Origin of the sequence: Larkinella soli, assembly GCF_003703975.1 — a bacterium.
GTDB lineage: Bacteria > Bacteroidota > Bacteroidia > Cytophagales > Spirosomataceae > Larkinella > Larkinella soli.
Window position 1 is genome coordinate 365,793 of sequence record NZ_QTJY01000001.1, and the last position, 19,804, is coordinate 385,596.

The 19,804-nt window shown below is 55.5% G+C and carries 14 protein-coding genes; 4 read left to right on the forward strand and 10 right to left on the reverse strand.

Annotation, left to right across the window (positions count from 1 at the left end; genetic code table 11):
• Positions 1 to 32: 32 nt before the first annotated feature.
• Entirely contained in the window at positions 33 to 851 is an 819-nt protein-coding gene (locus DX909_RS03420; RefSeq protein WP_128543644.1) for an SdiA-regulated domain-containing protein, read from the reverse strand.
• The gene (locus tag DX909_RS03425; RefSeq protein ID WP_128543645.1) at positions 848 to 2,053 is read right to left on the reverse strand and encodes a Pycsar system effector family protein; all 1,206 of its coding nucleotides are present in this window, start codon (positions 2,051 to 2,053) and stop codon (positions 848 to 850) included. The genes DX909_RS03420 and DX909_RS03425 overlap by 4 nt, the downstream gene beginning before the upstream one ends.
• 304 nt (positions 2,054 to 2,357) lie before the next feature.
• Here DX909_RS03425 and DX909_RS03430 point away from each other — a divergent pair, with 304 nt between their 5' ends.
• Entirely contained in the window at positions 2,358 to 4,823 is a 2,466-nt protein-coding gene (locus DX909_RS03430; RefSeq protein ID WP_229310930.1) for a DUF5686 and carboxypeptidase-like regulatory domain-containing protein, read from the forward strand.
• 33 nt (positions 4,824 to 4,856) lie between these two features.
• Here the strand turns inward: DX909_RS03430 and DX909_RS03435 are convergent, their stop codons facing one another.
• Positions 4,857 to 5,306 (reverse strand): FKBP-type peptidyl-prolyl cis-trans isomerase, encoded by a 450-nt coding sequence (locus tag DX909_RS03435; protein WP_128543647.1) that lies wholly within the window; start codon positions 5,304 to 5,306, stop codon positions 4,857 to 4,859.
• Positions 5,307 to 5,489: 183 nt separating this feature from the next.
• Between DX909_RS03435 and DX909_RS03440 the strand changes: the two genes are divergently transcribed.
• A complete protein-coding gene (locus DX909_RS03440; protein ID WP_128543648.1) occupies positions 5,490 to 6,752 on the forward strand; it encodes an MFS transporter in 1,263 nt (420 codons plus the stop codon).
• Positions 6,753 to 6,808: 56 nt separating this feature from the next.
• Here the strand turns inward: DX909_RS03440 and proS are convergent, their stop codons facing one another.
• Positions 6,809 to 8,281, reverse strand: a complete 1,473-nt coding sequence (proS, locus tag DX909_RS03445) for a proline--tRNA ligase (RefSeq protein ID WP_128543649.1) — start codon at positions 8,279 to 8,281, stop codon at positions 6,809 to 6,811.
• 174 nt (positions 8,282 to 8,455) lie between these two features.
• Here proS and DX909_RS03450 point away from each other — a divergent pair, with 174 nt between their 5' ends.
• Together DX909_RS03450 and DX909_RS03455 are read left to right on the forward strand one after the other, a co-directional pair.
• Complete coding sequence (locus DX909_RS03450) at positions 8,456 to 9,745, forward strand: hypothetical protein (protein ID WP_128543650.1); 1,290 nt, start codon at positions 8,456 to 8,458, stop codon at positions 9,743 to 9,745.
• A gap of 240 nt (positions 9,746 to 9,985) precedes the next feature.
• A complete protein-coding gene (locus DX909_RS03455; protein WP_128543651.1) occupies positions 9,986 to 11,533 on the forward strand; it encodes an OmpP1/FadL family transporter in 1,548 nt (515 codons plus the stop codon).
• Positions 11,534 to 11,609: 76 nt separating this feature from the next.
• Here DX909_RS03455 and DX909_RS03460 read toward each other — a convergent pair whose 3' ends face one another.
• The 6 genes from DX909_RS03460 to DX909_RS03485 form a co-directional block, all read right to left on the reverse strand.
• Positions 11,610 to 14,819, reverse strand: a complete 3,210-nt coding sequence (locus DX909_RS03460; protein WP_128543652.1) for an efflux RND transporter permease subunit — start codon at positions 14,817 to 14,819, stop codon at positions 11,610 to 11,612.
• Between the two features lie 12 nt (positions 14,820 to 14,831).
• On the reverse strand, positions 14,832 to 16,007 hold the full coding sequence (locus DX909_RS03465) for an efflux RND transporter periplasmic adaptor subunit (protein ID WP_128543653.1): 1,176 nt from the start codon (positions 16,005 to 16,007) through the stop codon (positions 14,832 to 14,834).
• A 26-nt stretch (positions 16,008 to 16,033) separates the two neighbouring features.
• Positions 16,034 to 17,383: a TolC family protein gene (locus DX909_RS03470; RefSeq protein ID WP_128543654.1), complete on the reverse strand. Its 1,350-nt coding sequence runs from the start codon at positions 17,381 to 17,383 to the stop codon at positions 16,034 to 16,036.
• Positions 17,384 to 17,569: 186 nt separating this feature from the next.
• Entirely contained in the window at positions 17,570 to 18,079 is a 510-nt protein-coding gene (locus tag DX909_RS03475) for a shikimate kinase (protein WP_128543655.1), read from the reverse strand.
• Between the two features lie 9 nt (positions 18,080 to 18,088).
• A complete protein-coding gene (locus DX909_RS03480; protein WP_128543656.1) occupies positions 18,089 to 19,231 on the reverse strand; it encodes a BT_3928 family protein in 1,143 nt (380 codons plus the stop codon).
• Positions 19,228 to 19,782 (reverse strand): DUF1599 domain-containing protein, encoded by a 555-nt coding sequence (locus DX909_RS03485; RefSeq protein ID WP_128543657.1) that lies wholly within the window; start codon positions 19,780 to 19,782, stop codon positions 19,228 to 19,230. The genes DX909_RS03480 and DX909_RS03485 overlap by 4 nt, the downstream gene beginning before the upstream one ends.
• Positions 19,783 to 19,804 lie beyond the last annotated feature (22 nt).

Below are 19,804 nucleotides of genomic sequence, written 5' to 3' on the forward strand. Positions count from 1 at the left end.
AAGAAAGCCAACAGCCGTTTGAGAAAAAAGCGTCAGGGTTGTTTCGCGAACGAGAGGATGTAGCCCGCCTGACCATCTCCTTCGCTGGCGATATACAGTGTACCGTCCGGGGCGAAACAGATGCCTTCCGGTTGCCGGAATAGCTTCGAATCGAGCGTCGCCTTCGCGGTGATGGCGCCTTTCCTGTTCATCACAAGCAGCAAACGTTCATTGGCACTGAGAAAGTAAAAGTCGCCGGTTTTCGGGTGAACCGCAATCCCGGAGGGCCGGAACTTTGCTGCGTCCACGCCGGCCTGCTTCAACACATCCCCCTTGATGGTCAAGCCGTTCCAGAACACCTTCGTAGCCAGGTCATACATATAGACCACTTTCTGGTCTTTGCGGATGCCTTCCTTGACGGCCAGCAGCAGGCGTTTCGTCTGCGGGTCATAGCCAAGTCCTTCCACCTCGATTTTGCCGGGCACGCCCGTGGGAATCCGGGCGATTTCCTTGGAAAAAGGCTTGAAACGAAACAGGTCGCCGTTGCTTTTCAGGGCAAAAATATCCTCCCCGACCAGTTCGACCCCCTCATAATCGCCGTAACCTCCGAACACCGAGGAGTCGGTCACCTGCTCCTTCTGGAGGTCGAAAACGTAGGCGACGGCCTTTTCGTCCTGCACACACAGCAACTGGTTCTCTTTAAAGTAACTGAGCCCGGAAATCTCTTCGAGGTCGGGGGGCAGGGCATACCGCTTAACGGGCTGGCTCAGATTGTAGCCGAGCGTCAGGCTCTCCTCCTTTTTTTCACTTCCGCCACCACAGGCCGTCAGCAGCCCGGCCAGCACCGGAAACACCAATAAGTTCTTCTTCATTTGACGGGAAAGAAATAGGCCGCAATGCCGAAAGCCAGCACCGAAGCCGCAAATCCGAACATGAAGGTAGTATATGCGATTCGAAGTAACTTGTATTTTTTACCGAGAACTTTCCCAAGGTAATAAATATCCCGGGTCATGCTGCTGTACAGAAAATCGGCATCTTTCATCATTTCGTTCATTCCCCACTCATAATCAGCCAGTTTCATTTTGTGAAAATTGCCGAAAAACAAGAGGTTGGCCCGTTTCTGATAAATATCCTCCTTGGCAAACATCCCGCTGGTCACGTTCGGGCGGGTCGCCAGAATGGCAAAGATGGTGGCCAGCAGGCAGCTGAGGGTAAGCATGACGGTCGGGATGACCAGCTGAGGCCATTCTTCCAGTTTCCGGATGAGGATACTGACGATCACGGAAATGATGATGGTGTTGACCGAGATCATGATGTTGGCCTTGTTATCGGCCATAGCCGAGAGCTGAAAATGATTCTGGGAGGTTACCCGAAACATGGTCTCGATTCCCCGGTCGGGGCGTTTCAGCTTTTTGCCTTCCGCCTTCGGAGCGGCCTCCACCTGGGCCGCTTCGGCCGTTTCCCGGGCCTCCTCCGTTTCAAGTTCGGTCATCCTTTTCCGGACTTTTTCAAGATTCTTTTCTTTAAGGGGAGTCAGCACGGTTTTCCCGTAATCGGTGAAATAGTGGTGGTTTTCCATCATCCGCAGCGTCGAGGCCGTCCACTTTTTCTTATTGAGTTTACCAATGAGGCTTTTGATTTCCTGCCGCATCAGTTCCGAGCGTTCGAAAAACTGGGGAGTACTCAGGTGGAACAGGTCCGCGTCACAAACCACCTCCGCCGTTTTCGATTCGGGAGCCTGGGGAAGGCGGGTCGCCAGAATGCAGGCCATGATCTCCTGAATGCGGGCGTCTCCCAATGGTAATTTTTCGAGAAAAGGCCGGGCCAGCCTGACGCTCGACTCCTCGTGTTTCTCACAACCGCTGGCGTAGCCAATGTCGTGCAGCCATGCCGCCATCACGGCATTCTCGAGTTCTTCTTCCGTCAGGCCGGTCCGTTCTCCAATCAGTCGGGCGGCCTCCACGACGCTTCGCGTGTGGGTCAGATCGTGATAGACGAAGATGTCCGGGAGGTTCCGAAGCAACGATTCGGCAAACTCCTGCGTACGGTCTACTAAGTTTATGTCGGTGAGCATTTTGTATCCTTCTGAAAGTCTTCTTTCTGTTTTCCAAACCGCCTGGGGAAAGATAGTGTATATCCCTCAGAATCACCAAAAATCATTGGGGGTCAACGACGGTTTATAGGACTATTTCGATGATTCACGTAGGTAATCCGATGATTCACGGACAAATGAAATAATTTCAATTATCTGGTAAACCCTGTTGACTATATTTGTGTTAAAAGGGAGCCTCCTTTTTCCACCGCACAATGGCATGAATTGTAATTTACGTAGGTTAACAACTATTTTTTGGCTCGGGTTCTTTGCTCTGCTTCACCCGGTGCTGGCCCAGACGAAATTCGTCATTTCGGGCCGGATTACCGACGCAGCCACCGGCGAAGGCATCCCGTTTGCCAATGTGGCGGTGAAGGGAACAACTACGGGAACTACGTCCGATGCGGACGGCAGATATAAGCTGGAAGCCGCCCGAATCGGCGACTCCCTGCTGGTTTCCAGCCTGGGTTACCAAAATCGGGCTTTCCGGCTCATCGCCATTACGGTTCAGACCGTCGATGCGGCCCTGACTCCGGCCGCTACCCGACTTCAGGAAGTGAAAATCTACGCCAAAGGGGGTGACCCTGCCTACCGCATCATCCGGGAAGTGATCCGCCGACGCGACCGCTTCGACCCCGACCAGTTGACTGCCTTTCAATACGAAAGTTACTCGAAAGTAGAAGCGTACGTCAACAATTTTGCTGAAAAACGCAAAAACGGCCGCAAACCGGGGCCGGTCGGACGGCTGCTTTCCCGCCTTCCGGCCATGACCGACGACTCCGGGAAACCGGCCGTGCCGGTTTGGGTGTCGGAAACCTTCTCGGAATACTACCAGCGTTCGAATCCCGACAAAACGAAGGAGCGAATCCTGAAAAGCCGGGCCTCCGGTGTCGGGATATCAGACGGCGGGGTGGCGGCCCAGTTTACCGGGGCCTCATTTCAGCAATATAATTTTTACCGCAATTACGTCAACCTGGTCCGGAAAGACCTTCCCTCTCCCATCGGCCAATCCTGGCAGACGATGTACAATTTTCACCTGGCGGATACGGTGACGGTCGGTGAGTTTGTCTGCTACCAGATTGATTATGAACCTAAACGGCAGGCGGATCTGGCTTTTAACGGTACCGTCTGGATCGACACTACCAGCTACGGGCTGGCCCAGATCGACGCCCGGATCGACCGGAGGGCCAACATCAATTTCGTAGACGAAATCCGGATCGAGCAGGAATGGGAATCCGTGGAAGGAACCGCCGGCGGCAATACCGCCCGCCTGCCGGTCCTGACCCAGATTCTGATCGATACCGACGAGCCGACCCCCAATGCGCCGGGGGCCCTGATCCGGTTTTACGTAGCCGCCCGCAACCTGAAGGTCAACCATCCGATGGACGCCAAATTTTACGAACCGGGCATCGAGTTGTCGGAGAATTATAAAGAACGGTCTTCCTCCTACTGGGAAACCGTTCGGCCGGAGAGCCTTTCGGCCGATGAACTCCGGGCCTTCGAAGTGGTCGATTCGGTCCGGAACGTGCCGTTCATGAAGGTGCTTGGACGGGTCGTGGACCTGACGGTCAACGGTTATCTGCCCATCGGGAAAATTCACATCGACGAGGGACCGCTGCTGAACAGCTACGCCTTCAACAACATCGAAGGCCACCGGCTGCGGTTCGGGTTGCGTACCAATGCCGGTTTCAGCCGGCGCTGGATCCTGGGCGGGTATGCCGCCTACGGCACCCGCGATCAGCAGATGAAATACGGTCTCAATCTGGATTACGTCATCAGCAAAAAGCCCTGGACGGTCTTCGGCCTCCAGCACAGCTACGATCTGGAACGCCTTGGCGTATCTTCGGAAAACATCGGCGGAAATACGCTTTTTGCGGCCTATACCCGCTTCGGAGTGTATCGCAGGGCCTTCATGCAGGAGAACAATTACGCCTATTTCCGGCGGGAAATGGGAAAAGGATTCACCCAGACCATCGCCCTCCGGAACAGGACCTTCGAGCCTCTGTTTCCGTTTGCCTACCGGGTTCAGGAAGCCAACGACCAGACCACCAGCAGCCATTACCGAACGACCGAACTGGTGTTCGAAACCCGGTTTGCCCCCGGCGAACTCATGATCCAGAATGATAACGAACGTTTCAGTGTCGAGGGCAGCAACAACCCGGTCATTACGTTTCGGTATAACCTGGGTCTGCGGAACGTTCTTCATAGTGACTTTTCCTACCACCGGTTTTCGCTCAACCTTCGGCACACGTTCCGGGTGGGCGTTCTGGGACGGACCCGCTACAATCTGAACCTCGGTTATGTCCCTTCCACGATCCCCTATCCCCTGCTGAATATTCCGCTGGGGAACGAGACGTTGTTCCGGGTGGAGAATGCCTATAACCTGATGAATTTCTTCGAGTTCGTCTCCGATAAATACGCCGGGGTGATGGCCGAACACAATTTCGAGGGCCTGCTTTTCAACCGGATTCCGGCCATCCGTCGTCTCAAATGGCGCTTTTTTGTTACCGGAAGCGTGCTGGTCGGGGATGTCAGTGTGGCCAATACGGCCCTGATTCCTTCCGTCGATGAGCAGGGAAGGCCGGTTCTCGGGTTTCAGTCGCTGAACCGGGTGCCGTATGTGGAGGTCGGCTATGGGATCGAGAACATCTTCAAAGTGCTGCGGATCGACGCCATCCACCGGCTAACTTACCGCAACAACCCGAACATCGCTACGTTCGGAATTAAATTTTCCGCCTGGGTCAATCTGTAAAAAAGCCACGGGCCGAAACCCGTGGCCCGATTCCTATACGATCAGTTGGGACGGGTTGATCCCCACCAGTTCAATTTCAAAAATCAACTCCTCCCCCGCCAGCGGATGATTGGCGTCGAGGGTGACCGAGGTATCGGTGACATTCCGGACAATGACCGGCACCACGCGCGGATTTCCGTCCTGGTGCATATTCAGCGTCGTTCCGATTTCCAGATCGATGTCGTCCGGAATCAGGGAACGATCGAATTCAAAGACCATATCGTCGCTGGCCGGGCCGTAAGCGTCTTCAACGGGAATCTGGACCGTTTTCGTTTCACCGACAGCCATACCCTTCACTCCTTCGTCGAAGCCTTTGATGACCATTCCGCTTCCAACCTGGAACTGCAACGGGTCGCGTCCGGACGAAGAATCGAAAACCGTCCCATTCGTTAATCTGCCGGTATAGTGCACCTGCACCGTATCCCCAGCTTTTGCCTGTGCCATAATAATTCAATTGTTTTCCAACAAAACTATCGAAACCGGTGGGAAGTCACTGATCAACCCTCTTTTTTTTACCTATAAGTCCCCAATTTTCGCCTTCCCTTCCGATTTTTTACTTACCGGTTGCCCATTCGGTTTCCTTTTGTAGCTTTAATGGAGGTTATAAACCCCAATTACGACCCTCCCATGCCCTCCCGTTATCAGGTTCTGTCCTTCCTGTTTTTTCTCTCCATCATCACCTATCTCGACCGGGTCTGCATTTCGGTAGTCGGCGTCCGGATGAAAAGCGATCTGGGCCTCTCCAACGAGCAGTTCGGCTGGGTCCTTGGGGCGTTTGCCCTGGCCTATTCCCTTTTCGAAATCCCGACCGGAGCGCTGGGCGACCGGCTGGGCCCGCGCCGGGTTCTGACCCGGATCGTCCTCTGGTGGTCGGCGTTCACGGCCCTGACCGGGACGGCCTCCAGCTACGTCTATCTCCTGGTGGTGCGGTTTCTTTTCGGCGTGGGGGAAGCCGGGGCCTATCCGAATAGTTCGATCGTGATTTCCCGCTGGTTCCCGGCGGTGGAAACCGGGCGGGCCCAGGCCTTTATCTGGGCCGCCGGACGGTTAGGTGGCGCCCTTTCTCCGCTGATCGTAGTGCCGGTTTCGGTAGCTTTCGGCTGGCGGGCTTCCTTCCTGGTTATGGGCGCCATCGGAGTGGTTTGGGCCATCGCGTGGTATCTCTGGTTCCGGGATTTCCCCCATGAGCGGAAAGGAATACCGGCCGAAGAACTCCGGCTCATCGAAGCGGGACGGCGGTTCAAGGCCCACGAACACCACCTCCCGTGGCGGGCTATCCTGCACAACCGGAACCTGTGGGCGGTCATGCTGATGTTCCACTTTTTCATGTATGGCTCCTTCTTCTTTTCTTCCTGGCTCCCGACCTATTTGCAGGAGGGCCGGCAGTTTTCGGAACAGCAAATGAAGCTGTTTGCCACCCTGCCGTTTTTTCTGGGTGCCATCGGCTGTTTTACGGGGGGATTTGCCAGTGATTATCTCGCGAAAAAGCGGGGCCTTCGGTTCGGCCGCCGGATGGTCGGACTGGTCGGGATGGGGCTGTCGAGCGGGATTATGCTGACGGCCGCCCTCACCGCCGACAATCAGACGGCGGCCTACCTGCTCGCCGTCGGCATGGCTTTCAAGGACCTCACCCTGCCGGTGGCATTCGCCGTCTGCGTCGACATCGGGAAAAGCCGCGCCGGCACGGTGGCCGGCTCAATGAACATGGCCGGTCAGCTGGGAGCTTTTTTCCTGGCGGTTCTGTTCGGCAAAATTGTCGACGCAACGGGGGATTACAATATGCCTCTATATTTCATCTCCTTTCTTCTTCTGTGCAGCAGCCTGTTATGGCTCGCCATCGATCCCGAAAAAAGCATCGAGCAGGAGGTGGCGGAAAAGGTTGCCGTATAAAAAAGCCGGGACGAAGCGAACCTTCGAACCCGGCGGAAATCCATGTATGAAAATCTTTAGTATGCCCGGGCAAAAACGACCCGCTTTTTCGACGGTTTCCCGGAATAGATACACGTCCCTTCTTCCTCCTCGCCCTGAAGCGGAATACAGCGGATGGTGGCTTTGGTTTCTTCCTTGATGGCTTCCTCGGTTTCGGAGGTTCCGTCCCAATGCGCCAGCAGGAAACCGCCTTTTTCGATCTGTTCCTTAAATTCCCTGTAGGTGTCCACTTTAAACGTGTTCTGCGAACGGAATTCCAGCGCTCTGGCGTAAATACTTTTTTGAATGTCGTCGAGCAGGTTTTTGATGTGATCGACCAGGCCGTCGAAGGAGACGGTTTCCTTGGTTTTCAGATCCCTCCGGGCAATTTCGACGGTGTTGTTTTCCAGATCCCGCAGGCCCATCGCCAGCCGGACCGGCACCCCCCGGAGTTCGTATTCGGCAAACTTCCAGCCGGGTTTGTTGGCGTCGCTGTTGTCGTATTTGACCGAAATACCGGCTTTCCGAAGGTCCTGCATCAGCGGTTTGATCTTATCCGTCAATTGGGCCAGCTGTTCATCATTCCGGAAAATCGGAACGATAACCACCTGAATGGGAGCCAGTTTCGGCGGCAGCACGAGGCCGTCGTCGTCCGAATGCGCCATGATGAGCGCCCCCATCAGCCGGGTGCTGACGCCCCAGGACGTCCCCCAGACATAATCCAGCTGGTTATCTTTCGTCAGGAACCGGACATCGAAGGCTTTGGCGAAGTTCTGCCCCAGGAAATGCGATGTGCCGGCCTGGAGGGCTTTCCCATCCTGCATCATGGCCTCGATACAAAGCGTTTCGTCGGCACCGGCAAACCGCTCATTCGGGGTTTTAGCTCCCCGGATCACCGGCATGGCCATCCATTCCTCGGCAAACCGGGCGTAGACCTCCAGCATCTGCTTCGTTTCGTCCATGGCTTCTTCAGCCGTGGCGTGGGCGGTGTGTCCTTCCTGCCAGAGAAACTCGGCGGTCCGGAGAAAAATACGGGTGCGCATCTCCCAGCGGACTACATTACACCACTGGTTGATGAGCAGCGGGAGGTCGCGGTACGACTGTATCCAGTTTTTGTAGGTACTCCAGATGACCGTCTCGGAGGTAGGCCGCACGATCAGTTCCTCCTCCAGTCTGGCCTCCGGGTCGACGACGACTCCGGAGCCGTCTTCGGCATTTTTCAGACGGTAGTGCGTTACTACGGCGCACTCCTTGGCAAACCCTTCCACGTGCGACGCTTCCTTGCTCAGGTAGGACTTCGGAATGAACAGCGGAAAGTAGGCGTTGGAATGCCCCGTTTCCTTGAACATATCGTCCAGGGCCCGCTGCATTTTTTCCCAGATGGAGAACCCGTACGGCTTGATGACCATGCACCCCCGAACGGCCGAATTCTCGGCCAGATCGGCTTTTTTTATCAATTCATTATACCACTCGGAATAATTTTCGCTGCGTGAGGGAATTGCTTTTGCCATAATTGACTGAAAAAATTTTCATTACAAATAAACCGTAATGAAGCATCGTGGGTCTAATACTTTGAGAAGGTTGCAAAGATAGGTTTTTCTGCTATATTTGTAATCAATCGGTCTTTTTTAGCGTTATATATAAGAGAAAGACCTATTCCCGTTGGACTCCTATCAGACAAGACCATGAAAGCAATTCGTACGTGGAAATACCTGACTCTGCTGGCCGTGGCCGGCTTCTGGGGCTGTAGTTCCAGTCGCCAGACGGCGCAGAATACGGGTGAGATAGATGACCTGTACGGCTCCTCGTCGGACGCTGTCGTTTATCAGAATACAAAATCGGACAGAAACAGCGGTAACGACCAGACCACCGAGCGGTTCGGCCGCCGGTCGACGGATCGGGACCTGCGAAACGCCAACCCTGATTACTACAATGAGGAGGAGGCCCGGCTGTTCAGCAATGACGAATATTACAGCGACGTAACCGCCCGGAAAGCGCAGCGCGGTCTCTCTCCCGATCCGGGATGGGACAGCCGTGCCAGCTACAACGACGGTTTCGCCAACGGCTACAATGCGGGTATGATGAACAACTCCTGGAACCGCTGGGGCTGGAACACTCCCTTCTACAGCGGCCTGAGCTTCGGCCTCGGTTTAGGTGCCTCTCCCTGGGGATGGAACAGCTGGCGGTCCGGATTCTACGATCCGTTCTGGGGTAGCTACGCCTACAATCCCTTCTATAGCCCGTTCAACAGTCCGTTTAATTATTACGGCGGATTTTATGACTACGGGTACGGCGGATTCTATAATCCCTACTATGGTGGTGGATGGGGCCGGCCGGTTCTTGTCGTCAATAACCCGAATATCGGAGCAGCCCGGGCCGTCAATTACGGCGCCCGCACCGGCGGCAGCCGCGATCGGTACAACGGCGATTTCGTCAATACGCCCCGCAGTTACAGTAACAATAACGGCGGCCGTCGTTCCGGCGAACTGAACAGCACTAATAATTCCGCCCGCACCGGTTCGGATACTTATTACAGCCGTCCGAACAACACGAACAGCGGCTCCTATGGCGCTGGACGTCAGAATAGCCGGGGTAGTGATTATTATTACGATGGATCGGCCAGCGGTGGGCGGGTCAGCAGCGGTGGCAGCACCTATACTCCGCCCAGCTATAACGCCCCGAGCCGTTCCAGTGCTGATTATTATTCGGCACCCCGGCAGAACAGCCGCGGCAGCTATACTCCGCCTTCGGACAACAGCGGTTCCCGGTATAGCGCTCCGCAGCAATCCCGGACGTATGAAGCTCCGAGCTACAGCCGTCCGAGCTACGAGGCTCCCCGGAGCAACACCTACTCGCAGCCTTCACAACCCAGCTACAGCGCACCTTCCAGTGGTGGCAGCCGTGGGGGTGGCGGAAGTTCAGGGGGTGGCGGCTACTCCGGTGGCGGTGGTGGCGGTTCGCGCGGACCCCGTTAACAGCAAAATCCCCGCCGGCGGGACGATTCCTCCGGCCAATATGATAAAAAAACCCCGTCAGTTGTTACAATTGGCGGGGTTTTTCGTTGTATAATCGTCCCGGTTGCTCAGTTTTACGATGAACGGTTTCACTGTTTTTTCCCGCTTCTTAAACCAACAGGCAGGATTCTGCATCTAAACCGCAAATCCGGACAATTCGAGAACCGGTATCCACGAATCCTTTTTAGCTCTACATCCTCTATGAGAAATAGTCTCTGCATTGTGGGGTTGCTTCTGACGGCAGGAGCAGCTTACGGCCAGGCGGACATTTACGCCGGCGACGCATTTCGCTATTCTGAAGTAACCCAAACCGGAACGGCTCGCTTCCGGGGCATTGGCGGGAACCATGCGGCCCTCGGGGGTGATGCCAGTGCCGTGTTCGGGAACCCGGCCGGTCTGGGCTTTTACAATCGTTCCGAGATCAGTTTCAGCCCCTCGTTGAACCTGATCAATACCCAGACCAACTACATCGGCAATTCGCTCTCCAACACCAAAGGCGTTCCGAACATAAGTCAATTCGGTCTGATCCTGGCCGGGAGCCGTCAGAACGAAAGCCGGCGCTGGAGACGCACCGCCCTCGGTATCACGTATAGCCGCCAGATCAGCTTCAGCAACAATTTCGTATTTCAGGGCCGCAACAACCGCAGTTCCATCGTCGATTCCTATATCGCCGACGCCAACGGCCGAAACCTGACCGGGGGCCAGATCGATGCCCAGTATAACAGCAATACGAATGAGGCAAACTTTCCGGCCGCAGCCGCCTACCAGCTGTTCCTGATCAACGGCACGCCCTCGGCCGGTAACCCGAACGAAACCGGGCCGCCGTATTTCCGGTATGACCCGACCGCCCCGACCGAGCAGCGGAATACCTTCTCCTCTACCGGGGGGCATTCGCTCTGGACACTGGCCTATGCCGGTAACCTCGACGACAAGCTGTATGTCGGGGCCTCGTTCAGCCTGGCTCATCTGCGCTACGACTTCGAGAACGTCTACAATGAAACCGTCATCGGCGGGCAGGTTTTCAACAGCCTTCGCCAGACCGATACCTTCACGGCCACCGGCAATGGGGTCAATGTAGCTTTAGGAGTTATTTACAAAGCGACCCCGGACGTTCAGATCGGGGCCTCGCTGACGACACCGACTTTCAGCCGGGTTCGCGAGTCATTCGAGCAGCGGCTTTCCGCCGACCCCCGGGATCCCAATCTGCCGATTACCCAAACCGAGGTGAATATCGTCCCGAATGATTTCGACTACAACCTGACCACGCCTTTGAGAGCGTCCGGCGGTCTGACGTATTTCCTGAATAAAGGCAAAATCGGCTTCATCACGGCCTCCGCCGACTATGTGGGCTATTCCGGGATGCGGGTAACAACCAAAACGTATGATGCCCAGGGAAACACGGATTTTAAAAACGATGTGAAGCAGGAAGTTCAGAACACCTATAAAAACGTGGTCAATTTCCGCGCCGGGGCTGAAATCCGGGCCGGCCTGCTTCGCGTTCGTGGGGGTGTTGCCTACCTGCCCGACCCGTACAAGCAGCAACTGAACAATATCGACCGCCAGAAACTTCTGATTTCGGGAGGGCTCGGGGTCCGGAGCGATCGGTTCTTTGCCGACGTCAGCGGGACCTACAACACGTTTAAATCCGCTTACACTCCGTATACGCTGCCGAATCCGTCGGATTTTGCTTCCGCCCAGATCGACACCCGGCTGACTAACATCACCCTGTCGATCGGTACATTTTTCTAATTAGCTCTTCTGATTCTTCAAAAAGCAAAAGCTCCGGCCTGTCGACCGGAGCTTTTGCTTTTTGAAGAATCAGGGTTCAACGCCCGACGCCGTTGCTTTCTTCTTCCTGCCATTGGAGCTGCTCCTCTTCCCTCCTGGTAGCCTGGGCCTTCAATTCCGCCAGCTTTTTCTTTCCGTAGGCAAACCGGGTGATGACGACGAACAGCACCGGCACGACGAAGATGGCCAGGGAGGTTGCGGCCAGCATTCCGCCGAACACGGTCCAGCCGATGGTTTTTCGAGCTACGGCTCCGGCACCGCTGGCAAAGACCAGCGGCAGCACGCCGAGGATAAAAGCCAGAGAGGTCATGATGATCGGCCGGAGACGGAGCCGCACGGCTTCCAGCGTAGCCGCCAGCACATCGACGCCCTTATCGACCCGCTCCTTGGCAAACTCCACGATCAGAATGGCGTTTTTGGCGGCCAGACCGATCAGGGTCACCAACCCGATCTGCGCATACACGTTATTACTCAGGCTGGGCAGCAGGGTAAGCGTCAGGATGGCCCCGAAGGCTCCGATCGGTACGGAAAGCAATACGGCAAACGGAACCGACCAGCTTTCATACAAGGCCGCCAGAAAAAGAAATACGAACAGAATGGATAACCCGAAGATATAGAAGGTACTGGAACCCGAACTGATTTCTTCCCGGCTCAGGCCCGAAAAGTCGTACCCATAGCCGGCCGGCAGGACCTTATCAGCCACCTCACGCAGAGCCTGAATAGCCTGTCCTGAACTGTAACCCGGTTTCGGGCTGCCGTTAACTTCTACCGAGCGGAACAAGTTGTAGTGTGAAATCAGCGGTGCGTTTTCAATGATTCTGGTAGTGATCAGCGTACTGAGCGGCACCATCGTCCCGGCGCGGTTGCGGACGTAATACCGGGAAAGCTGGTTGATATCCGACCGATAGGCCGTGTCGGCCTGCGCCACTACCCGGAACTTCCGGCCATATACGATGAAGTCGTTCACATACACACTGCCCAGGTACGTCTGAATGGTTGTGTAGACATCGCTTACGTTGACGCCCAGCTTTTTGCACTTTTCACGATCCACATCGACTTTAAAGGCCGGCGCCCGGGCGGTAAAGTAGGTGAACGCCCGCCCGATCTCCGGCCGTTTGTTGGCTTCGGCGATAAAATTCTGCACCACCCGGTCGAACGCCTTGACGTCGTCCGTACTCTCGCGCTGTTCGATCTCGAACGTAAAGCCGGCGGTTTGTCCGAGGCCCGGAATGGCCGGTGGCGGGATCACCACGACGCTGGCTTCCTTGATACTCGACAATTCCCGCTGCAATTTGACTACCACCGAGTCGATCTGAACGGATTTATCTTTCCGCTCGCTCCAGGGTTTCAGCTGCGTGAATACCGTCCCGCTGTTCGATTTGCTGGAAAAGGTCACCGCGTTCAGTCCGCCGAGAGCCGAAAAGTGAGCCACGTAAGGCTGTGCCTTCAGGATATTCATGACCCGGTTCAAAACCGCCAGGCTTCGGGTGGTGGAAGCGGCTTCCGGAATTTCATAGGTAATGATCACCCGGCCTTCGTCTTCCGTCGGAATAAAGCCGGTCGGTTTGGACTTGAACATCAGCCCGGTTCCGACAAACAGGCAGGCCAGCAGCACCAGCACCAACGGTGCCATCCGGATCAGCCGATTCACCCCGCCCGCATAGGAATTGGAGGTCCGGTCGAACCACCGGTTGAATTTGAAAAAGAACCGGTTCAGCCCCCGGGACTTTTCGTTCGTCTCCGCCGGCCGGAGCATCAGCGAGCAGAGCGCCGGGGTCAGGGAAAGGGCTACGAAGGCCGAAATCAGAACCGAGATGGCAATGGTAATGGCGAACTGCTGATAAAGCCGCCCCACGATACCGGGTATGAACCCGACCGGCACGAAAACCGCAGCCAGGATCAGAGCGATGGCGATTACCGGCCCTGCAATATCCTTCATGGCCTTTCGGGTCGCTTCCCGGGCCGAAAGCTTTTCGTGGTCGATGTAGTGCTGCACGGCTTCCACCACGACGATCGCGTCGTCCACGACGATCCCGATTGCCAGCACGAACCCGAACATCGTCAGGGTATTGATCGTAAACCCGAGCGGAATGAACAGGGCAAAGGTGCCGAGGATCGAAACCGGAATGGCCAGTACGGGAATCAGCGTGGCCCGCCAGTTCTGAAGGAACAGGAATACCACGATCACGACCAGCCCCAGAGCCTCCAGCAGCGTTTTCACCACCTCATCGACCGACACCTGCACCACTGAAACCGATTCGAACGGTACGACATAATCGACGTCTTTCGGAAAGGATTTTTTCAGTTCGTCCATCGCGGCATACACGCCTTTTGCGGTGGAGAGGGCGTTACTACCGGGAAGCTGATAAAGCAACAGGTAGGCCGCCCGGTTGCCGTCGACAAACGAGTTGCTGACGTAACTGAACTTGCCTAACTGGACTCGTGCCACGTCTTTCAGGTAAACGATGGAACCGTCTTCGGGCTTACTGCGCACGATGATGTCCCGGAATTCGTCCTCCTTACTCAGGCGGCTATTCGTGAACACCGTATATTCAAATGCCTGCGAATTCGGCTGCGGGGGGGCGCCGACCGAACCGGCCGCCACCTGGAGGTTCTGCTCCTGAAGGGCCGCCACCACATCGCCGGGCGTCATGCCCAGTTGGGCCAGCTTGTCGGGTTGGAGCCAGATTCGCATACTGAAGTCGTCGGCCCGGGAAAAAATGTCGCCGACGCCGGGGACCCGCAACAGAGCGTCCCGGATGAAGATGTTGGCGTAGTTGTCCAGAAAGGACACGTTGTGGGTGCCTTTCGGAGAATAAATCGCCACCAGCATGAAAAGGCTCGGGTTCCGCTTCCTGACCGTCAGACCCAGGCGAGAAACCTCCTGCGGCAGCTGGGGTTGAGCGATTCCGACCCGGTTCTGAACATCGAGAGCCGCAATGTTGACGTCGGTTCCGACATTGAACGTCACGTTCATGGTCATCCGGCCGTCGCTCGTACTGTTACTTTGCAGGTACAGCATATTCGGCGTCCCGTTGACCTGCGTTTCAATGGGGGTAGCCACGGTTTGCTCCACGGTCTGGGCATCCGCTCCGGTATATACCCCGCTCACCTGCACCACGGGGGGCGTAATGTCCGGGTACTGACTAACGGGAAGGTTTAGAATCGCCAGGACGCCCACCAGGACGATGACGAGCGAAATGACGATAGCCGTTACCGGCCGGTTTATGAACGTATCGGCAAACATAGTTAATGGAATTTATCGGGTTGGAGCAGCCGGGTTCTGCGGTCCCGCCGTGCCGGCCTGCGCCACGGCTGCCGAGTCGGGCACGACCCGCACCACAGCGCCTTCCCTAAGTTTTTGAATCCCTTCGGTTACGATTTTTTCTCCCTCACGAAGCCCATCCTTCACAATCACGTTAGCGCCGATTCGATTTCCGAGCGACACCTTTTTCTGGGTCACCTTACTGCTGTCGCCCACGACGTAGACAAAAAACTCACTCATTTGCTCGGTTACCGCCTTGTACGGAATCAGCAGCCGACGGCCCGATTCGTTGTTCAGCACCCGGACATTCCCGTTCATCCCCGCTTTCAGGACTTTCTGGGGGTTCGGAAAAAACAATCGAACCTTCAGCGTACCGGTTTGCGGGTCCACCGCCCGGTCGATAATACCGACTTTTCCGGAAGCCTTGAAGGGCGTCCCTCCCGGTGTTACGAAAATAAACGTCGAATCACGCGGTCCGCCGGATCGGTTCTGCAACAGGACGAAACGCGAAATATCGGTTTCATCCACGGATATATCGATCGCAATCGGATCGTCGGAGGAAAGGGTGTTGAGCAAAGTCTGGCCCGGCGACACGGCCGCCCCCAGTTTCACCTGCGAAATTCCAATCGTTCCGGTGAAGGGAGCGATAATGGTCGAATATTTCAGATTTGTGGATACCCGGGTAGCGTTGGCCCGCGCAGCCGCCACCTGCATTTTGGCAGACTGTAAAGCGGCCTCGGCGTTGTCGACGGTCTGTCGGGCAATGGCGTCTTCCTTAGCCAGCGTCCGGTACCGTTCGGCGTCCTTCTCGGCCCGGTTCAGGTTGGCCAGCGCCACGTTCACGTTGGCGACGGCCTCGTCATAATTCGCCTGATATTGCTGACGGTCAATCTCATACAGCTTCTGGCCCTTACTCACGGTTTGCCCCTCCCGGAAAAAAATGCCGGTGATATAGCCCGAAACCTGCGGATAAATCTCCACCTGATTTAAGGCCGTGACGGTGGCCGGATATTCATCATAATAAACCGCCGTCCCTTCCTGAGCTACCGAGATGGCGACCGGAGTCGGCGGTGGCGGTCCCTGCTGAGCCTGCTGGTTCTTACCCCCGCAGGCCGACAGGAAAACGATCAACCCGAGCGAATAAAAAAGCGTACTCCTTTCGATTTTCATCGGTGATATGGATTCGTGTTTCACGGTTAAAATTGGATGGCGCCCAACGTTCGCTGGACGTCCAGCTTGCTTTCCAGCACCTGGTAAAGCGCGTTAAAATAAGTTAGCTGGGTGGTTCTAAGGTCGGTTTCGGCCACGATGACGTCCAGATAAGCCCGCACTCCCGTCCGGTATTGAAGCTGAATGACGTGGTAAACGTCCCGGGCCAGTTCCAGGTTCTCCTCCAGCGCCCGGTAATTTGCTAGGCTGGCTTTGTAATTAGCCAGCGCCTGGGCATATTCCGCACTGACGGCGTTGGTCAGATTGGTCAGGTCCCACTGAAGCCGCTGCAAACGCAGCTCGGCCAGCCGGGATTCCTGAATCCGCCGACCGCCCTGATAAATGGGCAGCGTCAGCGAAAGCCCGACCAGCGAGTTAGGAAAACTGCGGCTGTAAAGACGGGCAAATTCATTATTCTGGAAAACAAAGTTATAATTGGCGGAAGCCGAAACCGAGGGCAAATACGCCCACCGGTTATATAAAACGTTGGCATTGAGAAGGCTCTGCTGGGTTTTCAGCAATTGAAACTCAATCCGGTTTTCCGGATTGACGACCTGGCTGGTATCGATCGCGATCTCCCGTACCAACTGGAGCGTATCGTAGGTTAAAGTCAGACTTCCGTTGGTCGGGTAGCCCATCAACTGCTTCAGATACTGTGATTTAGCGCCAACCTGTTCCGAATACAGCTTCTGCTGCGCTCTGGAATTGTTCAGGGCAATGGAGGCCCGCTTGTAGTCGGTTCGGTCCACAATCCCGCTTTTATATTGGTTGAAGGCATCTTTCAGGCTTCTTTCCAGCCGGATAATGTCTTCCTTCAGGATATCGACCTGTTTCTGGGTAAGAATGACATCATAAAAAGCCTTACTGACATCGACGGTCACATTGATCTGGTTATTGACCCGGTTCTGCCGGGCCTGCTGCCGGTAGGTATCGGCGGTCCGGGTGGCGATCAGCACATCCCGGTTGAAGAGATTCTGGCTTAGTCCGAACGAAACGGTAGAGAGATTAGAAACGCTCGTCGCCACCGGAATCCGCTCGCCGGAACCCGGATTGCTCAGATTGGGAAACAGCGCAATCGGTTGTCTTAGATAATGCTGGATGGAATAAGAACTGCTGATTTGCGGATACCAGTTTGATAAGGCACTCCGGATGGACCGTTCCGCAATCGCTTCGTCGATTTCCGACTGCCGAATAAGTGGCTGGTGCTGAAGGGCATACTGAATGCAGGCCTGCAGAGTAGCCTGCGCAAGGGTTGAATCGGAACGCGGTTGTGCAAAAGAAAAGACAGGCCAGCAACTAACGAAGCAAGCAAGCAGGTACTTAATGGCTGTTCTCATAAAAAAGTCGGGCACCTGACCGTTCCGGGTCGTATTTTTCTAAGCCGGAATTGACAAGGCAAACTGTTTTTTATACACAATGAATCTTTTAAATGGTTCCTTGTCAGCCGAAAAGATTCTGCTTTCGTTATCGAAAGGCACGTTTCGGCGGTTGAAATCCGGGATTCGGGGTATAAAAACTTCAGCTTAAAGAAGCGGCTTTACCTGTTGCAGCAACGCATCGACGTCGGTATCTCCCCGGATGATCAGATCGGCCTGGGAATAAAACGGCTGCCGGTCGCGGCACCGGGTACGCAGGTTTTCCAGAAGAGCCGGGTCCAGCTGACTAAACAGGGGCCGGTCGTCGGCCGCATGGCGCAGCATGCGCTCCACCAGCCGTTCGGGCGGTACGTCGAGAAAGATGCTCAGGCCGGCGGCCCGGATGTAGGCCATATTGTCGTGAAAGCAGGGCATACCGCCCCCGGTGGCCACCACCAGCCCACAGCCGGGGCGGATGGTTCTCAGAATGCGGCTTTCCACCTCCCGGAAATAGGACTCTCCCCGGTCGCGGAAAATGTCGCTGATGGGGCGGCCGCCTTCTTCCCGGATGATAAGCTTATCGGTATCCACAAAGCGGTAACCCAACCGACGGGCCAGGCGTTTCCCCAGCGTACTTTTGCCGGAGGACGGCATTCCGACGAGAAAGATATTTTTCAAGAGGCAGGATTAGTTGATCCGTTGCAGAACGTCTTCCGGGTCCGGCGTGTCGTTATGGTGCCATTTCCCTTTCACGACCCCGTCGCTGATCAGCCAGAGGCCCGGATTCGAACGAACGATGGTTTTCAGAACGGTAGCGTCGGCCTTGTACACCGGCACGGCCAGCTGGTATTCGTGCCGGAACCGGTTGATTTCATCATCACTCAGGGAGGTTAGGATCAGTGGAATGACGTTTTGTTTCTCCACCCCCTTCAGCAGTTTCCGGATGGAGGGCATATCGCCGAAACTGAGGTCATCCACCTCCCGGACGATCAGCATCAGCTTGTTCCCTTTAAATGATTCCTGTGTGAAGTCCCCCTCATCGTTCCAGATACGGTAGTCGGTAATTTTCGGTTTGGCCGACTCGTTCAGCAAAATCATTTCCTTAAAATGGTAGGCCGTGTCGGTAGGGTATTTGTCCAGCTCCTGGGTCACCCCGCCTTTTTCCATGATGTACGAATACCGCAAAGGCTCCGACGGCTGCATCTGGGTCGGTATGCTCTTCCCGACGGCATAGGGAAGCAGATCGAGCGGGGGCAGGTGCCGGATCGCATAGACACCGATACCGATGGAAAGCACGGCCGACAGCCCCACCCAGAAGCTTGTCCGGGCGTTGCGGAAGGCGTTGCGTTTCCACAGGATCACCAGAATCAGCACCAGCAGGACCACGTCCTTGGAAAAGGAAGTCCAGGGTTTCAGTTTGATGGCATCCCCGAAACATCCACAGTCGGTCACCTTATTGAAATAGGCCGAATAAAAGGTCAGGAAGGTAAAGAAAAGGATAAGGCCGAGAAGGATCCACGACGTCTGCTTCAGCCGATAGGAAACCAGTAAGGCCACCCCGAGAACCACTTCGGCGGCACAGAAAAATACCGACAGGATCAGCGTATAGGGAATGAGTCCGTGGAAAAATCCCGCCATGGAGGGCAGATCCAGGGCAAATACCTCGAAGTACTCGGTCAGTTTGATCTGGGTCCCGACCGGATCATTGATCTTGATCAGGCCCGAAAAGATGAAGATCACCCCAACGATGATGCGGGCGATCTGGGCGATCAGGCCCGGACCGGATGCGCGGGCACGGATTCTTGTTTCACCTGCCGTACTTGTATTCATGCGTTTATGGATTCGGCTACGCCTAATTTTATCAGACAGAAAACTGCGTAATTGATCATGTCCATGTAATTGGCGTCGACGCCTTCGGAAATCAGGGTCCGCCCCAGGTTGTCCTCGATCTGCTTCGTCCGCAGCAATTTCATTAAGATTATGTCCGTCATCGAATTGACCCGCATCTCGCGCCAGGCTTCCCCGTAATCGTGATTCTTGGCAAACAGCAGGTCCATCACCCGATTGACCTGAAGGTCGTACAATTCGCTCAGTTCCTCCCCCGAGAACTCCATCTGGTCGCTGTCGGCCAGTTCCAGTTGAATCAGAGCCATCACGCAGTAGTTGATGATCCCCATGAATTCCGATACGACGCCTTCCTGGACCCGCTGTGTTCCACGCTCCTGGATGGTTCGGATTCGCTGGGCCTTAATGTAAATCTGGTCGGTGATGGAAGGCAGCCGAAGCACGCGCCAGGCCGTGCCGTAATCTTTATTCTTTTTCTGAAAAACCTCTTTGCAGAGTTGGATGACTTGCCGATATTGAGCTTCGGTTTGGGTCATAAACGGTTGGATCGAGTCAAAT

What these genes read in the sequence shown, in the direction of transcription:
- DX909_RS03460 (WP_128543652.1), bottom strand. Translation starts at nt 14,819, where the DNA reads ATGTTTGCCGATACGTTCATAAACCGGCCGGTAACGGCTATCGTCATT.
- DX909_RS03420 (WP_128543644.1), bottom strand. Translation starts at nt 851, where the DNA reads ATGAAGAAGAACTTATTGGTGTTTCCGGTGCTGGCCGGGCTGCTGACG.
- DX909_RS03435 (WP_128543647.1), bottom strand. Translation starts at nt 5,306, where the DNA reads ATGGCACAGGCAAAAGCTGGGGATACGGTGCAGGTGCACTATACCGGC.
- DX909_RS03455 (WP_128543651.1), top strand. Translation starts at nt 9,986, where the DNA reads ATGAGAAATAGTCTCTGCATTGTGGGGTTGCTTCTGACGGCAGGAGCA.
- DX909_RS03485 (WP_128543657.1), bottom strand. Translation starts at nt 19,782, where the DNA reads ATGACCCAAACCGAAGCTCAATATCGGCAAGTCATCCAACTCTGCAAA.
- DX909_RS03480 (WP_128543656.1), bottom strand. Translation starts at nt 19,231, where the DNA reads ATGAATACAAGTACGGCAGGTGAAACAAGAATCCGTGCCCGCGCATCC.
- DX909_RS03450 (WP_128543650.1), top strand. Translation starts at nt 8,456, where the DNA reads ATGAAAGCAATTCGTACGTGGAAATACCTGACTCTGCTGGCCGTGGCC.
- DX909_RS03425 (WP_128543645.1), bottom strand. Translation starts at nt 2,053, where the DNA reads ATGCTCACCGACATAAACTTAGTAGACCGTACGCAGGAGTTTGCCGAA.
- proS (WP_128543649.1), bottom strand. Translation starts at nt 8,281, where the DNA reads ATGGCAAAAGCAATTCCCTCACGCAGCGAAAATTATTCCGAGTGGTAT.
- DX909_RS03470 (WP_128543654.1), bottom strand. Translation starts at nt 17,383, where the DNA reads ATGAGAACAGCCATTAAGTACCTGCTTGCTTGCTTCGTTAGTTGCTGG.
- DX909_RS03465 (WP_128543653.1), bottom strand. Translation starts at nt 16,007, where the DNA reads ATGAAAATCGAAAGGAGTACGCTTTTTTATTCGCTCGGGTTGATCGTT.
- DX909_RS03440 (WP_128543648.1), top strand. Translation starts at nt 5,490, where the DNA reads ATGCCCTCCCGTTATCAGGTTCTGTCCTTCCTGTTTTTTCTCTCCATC.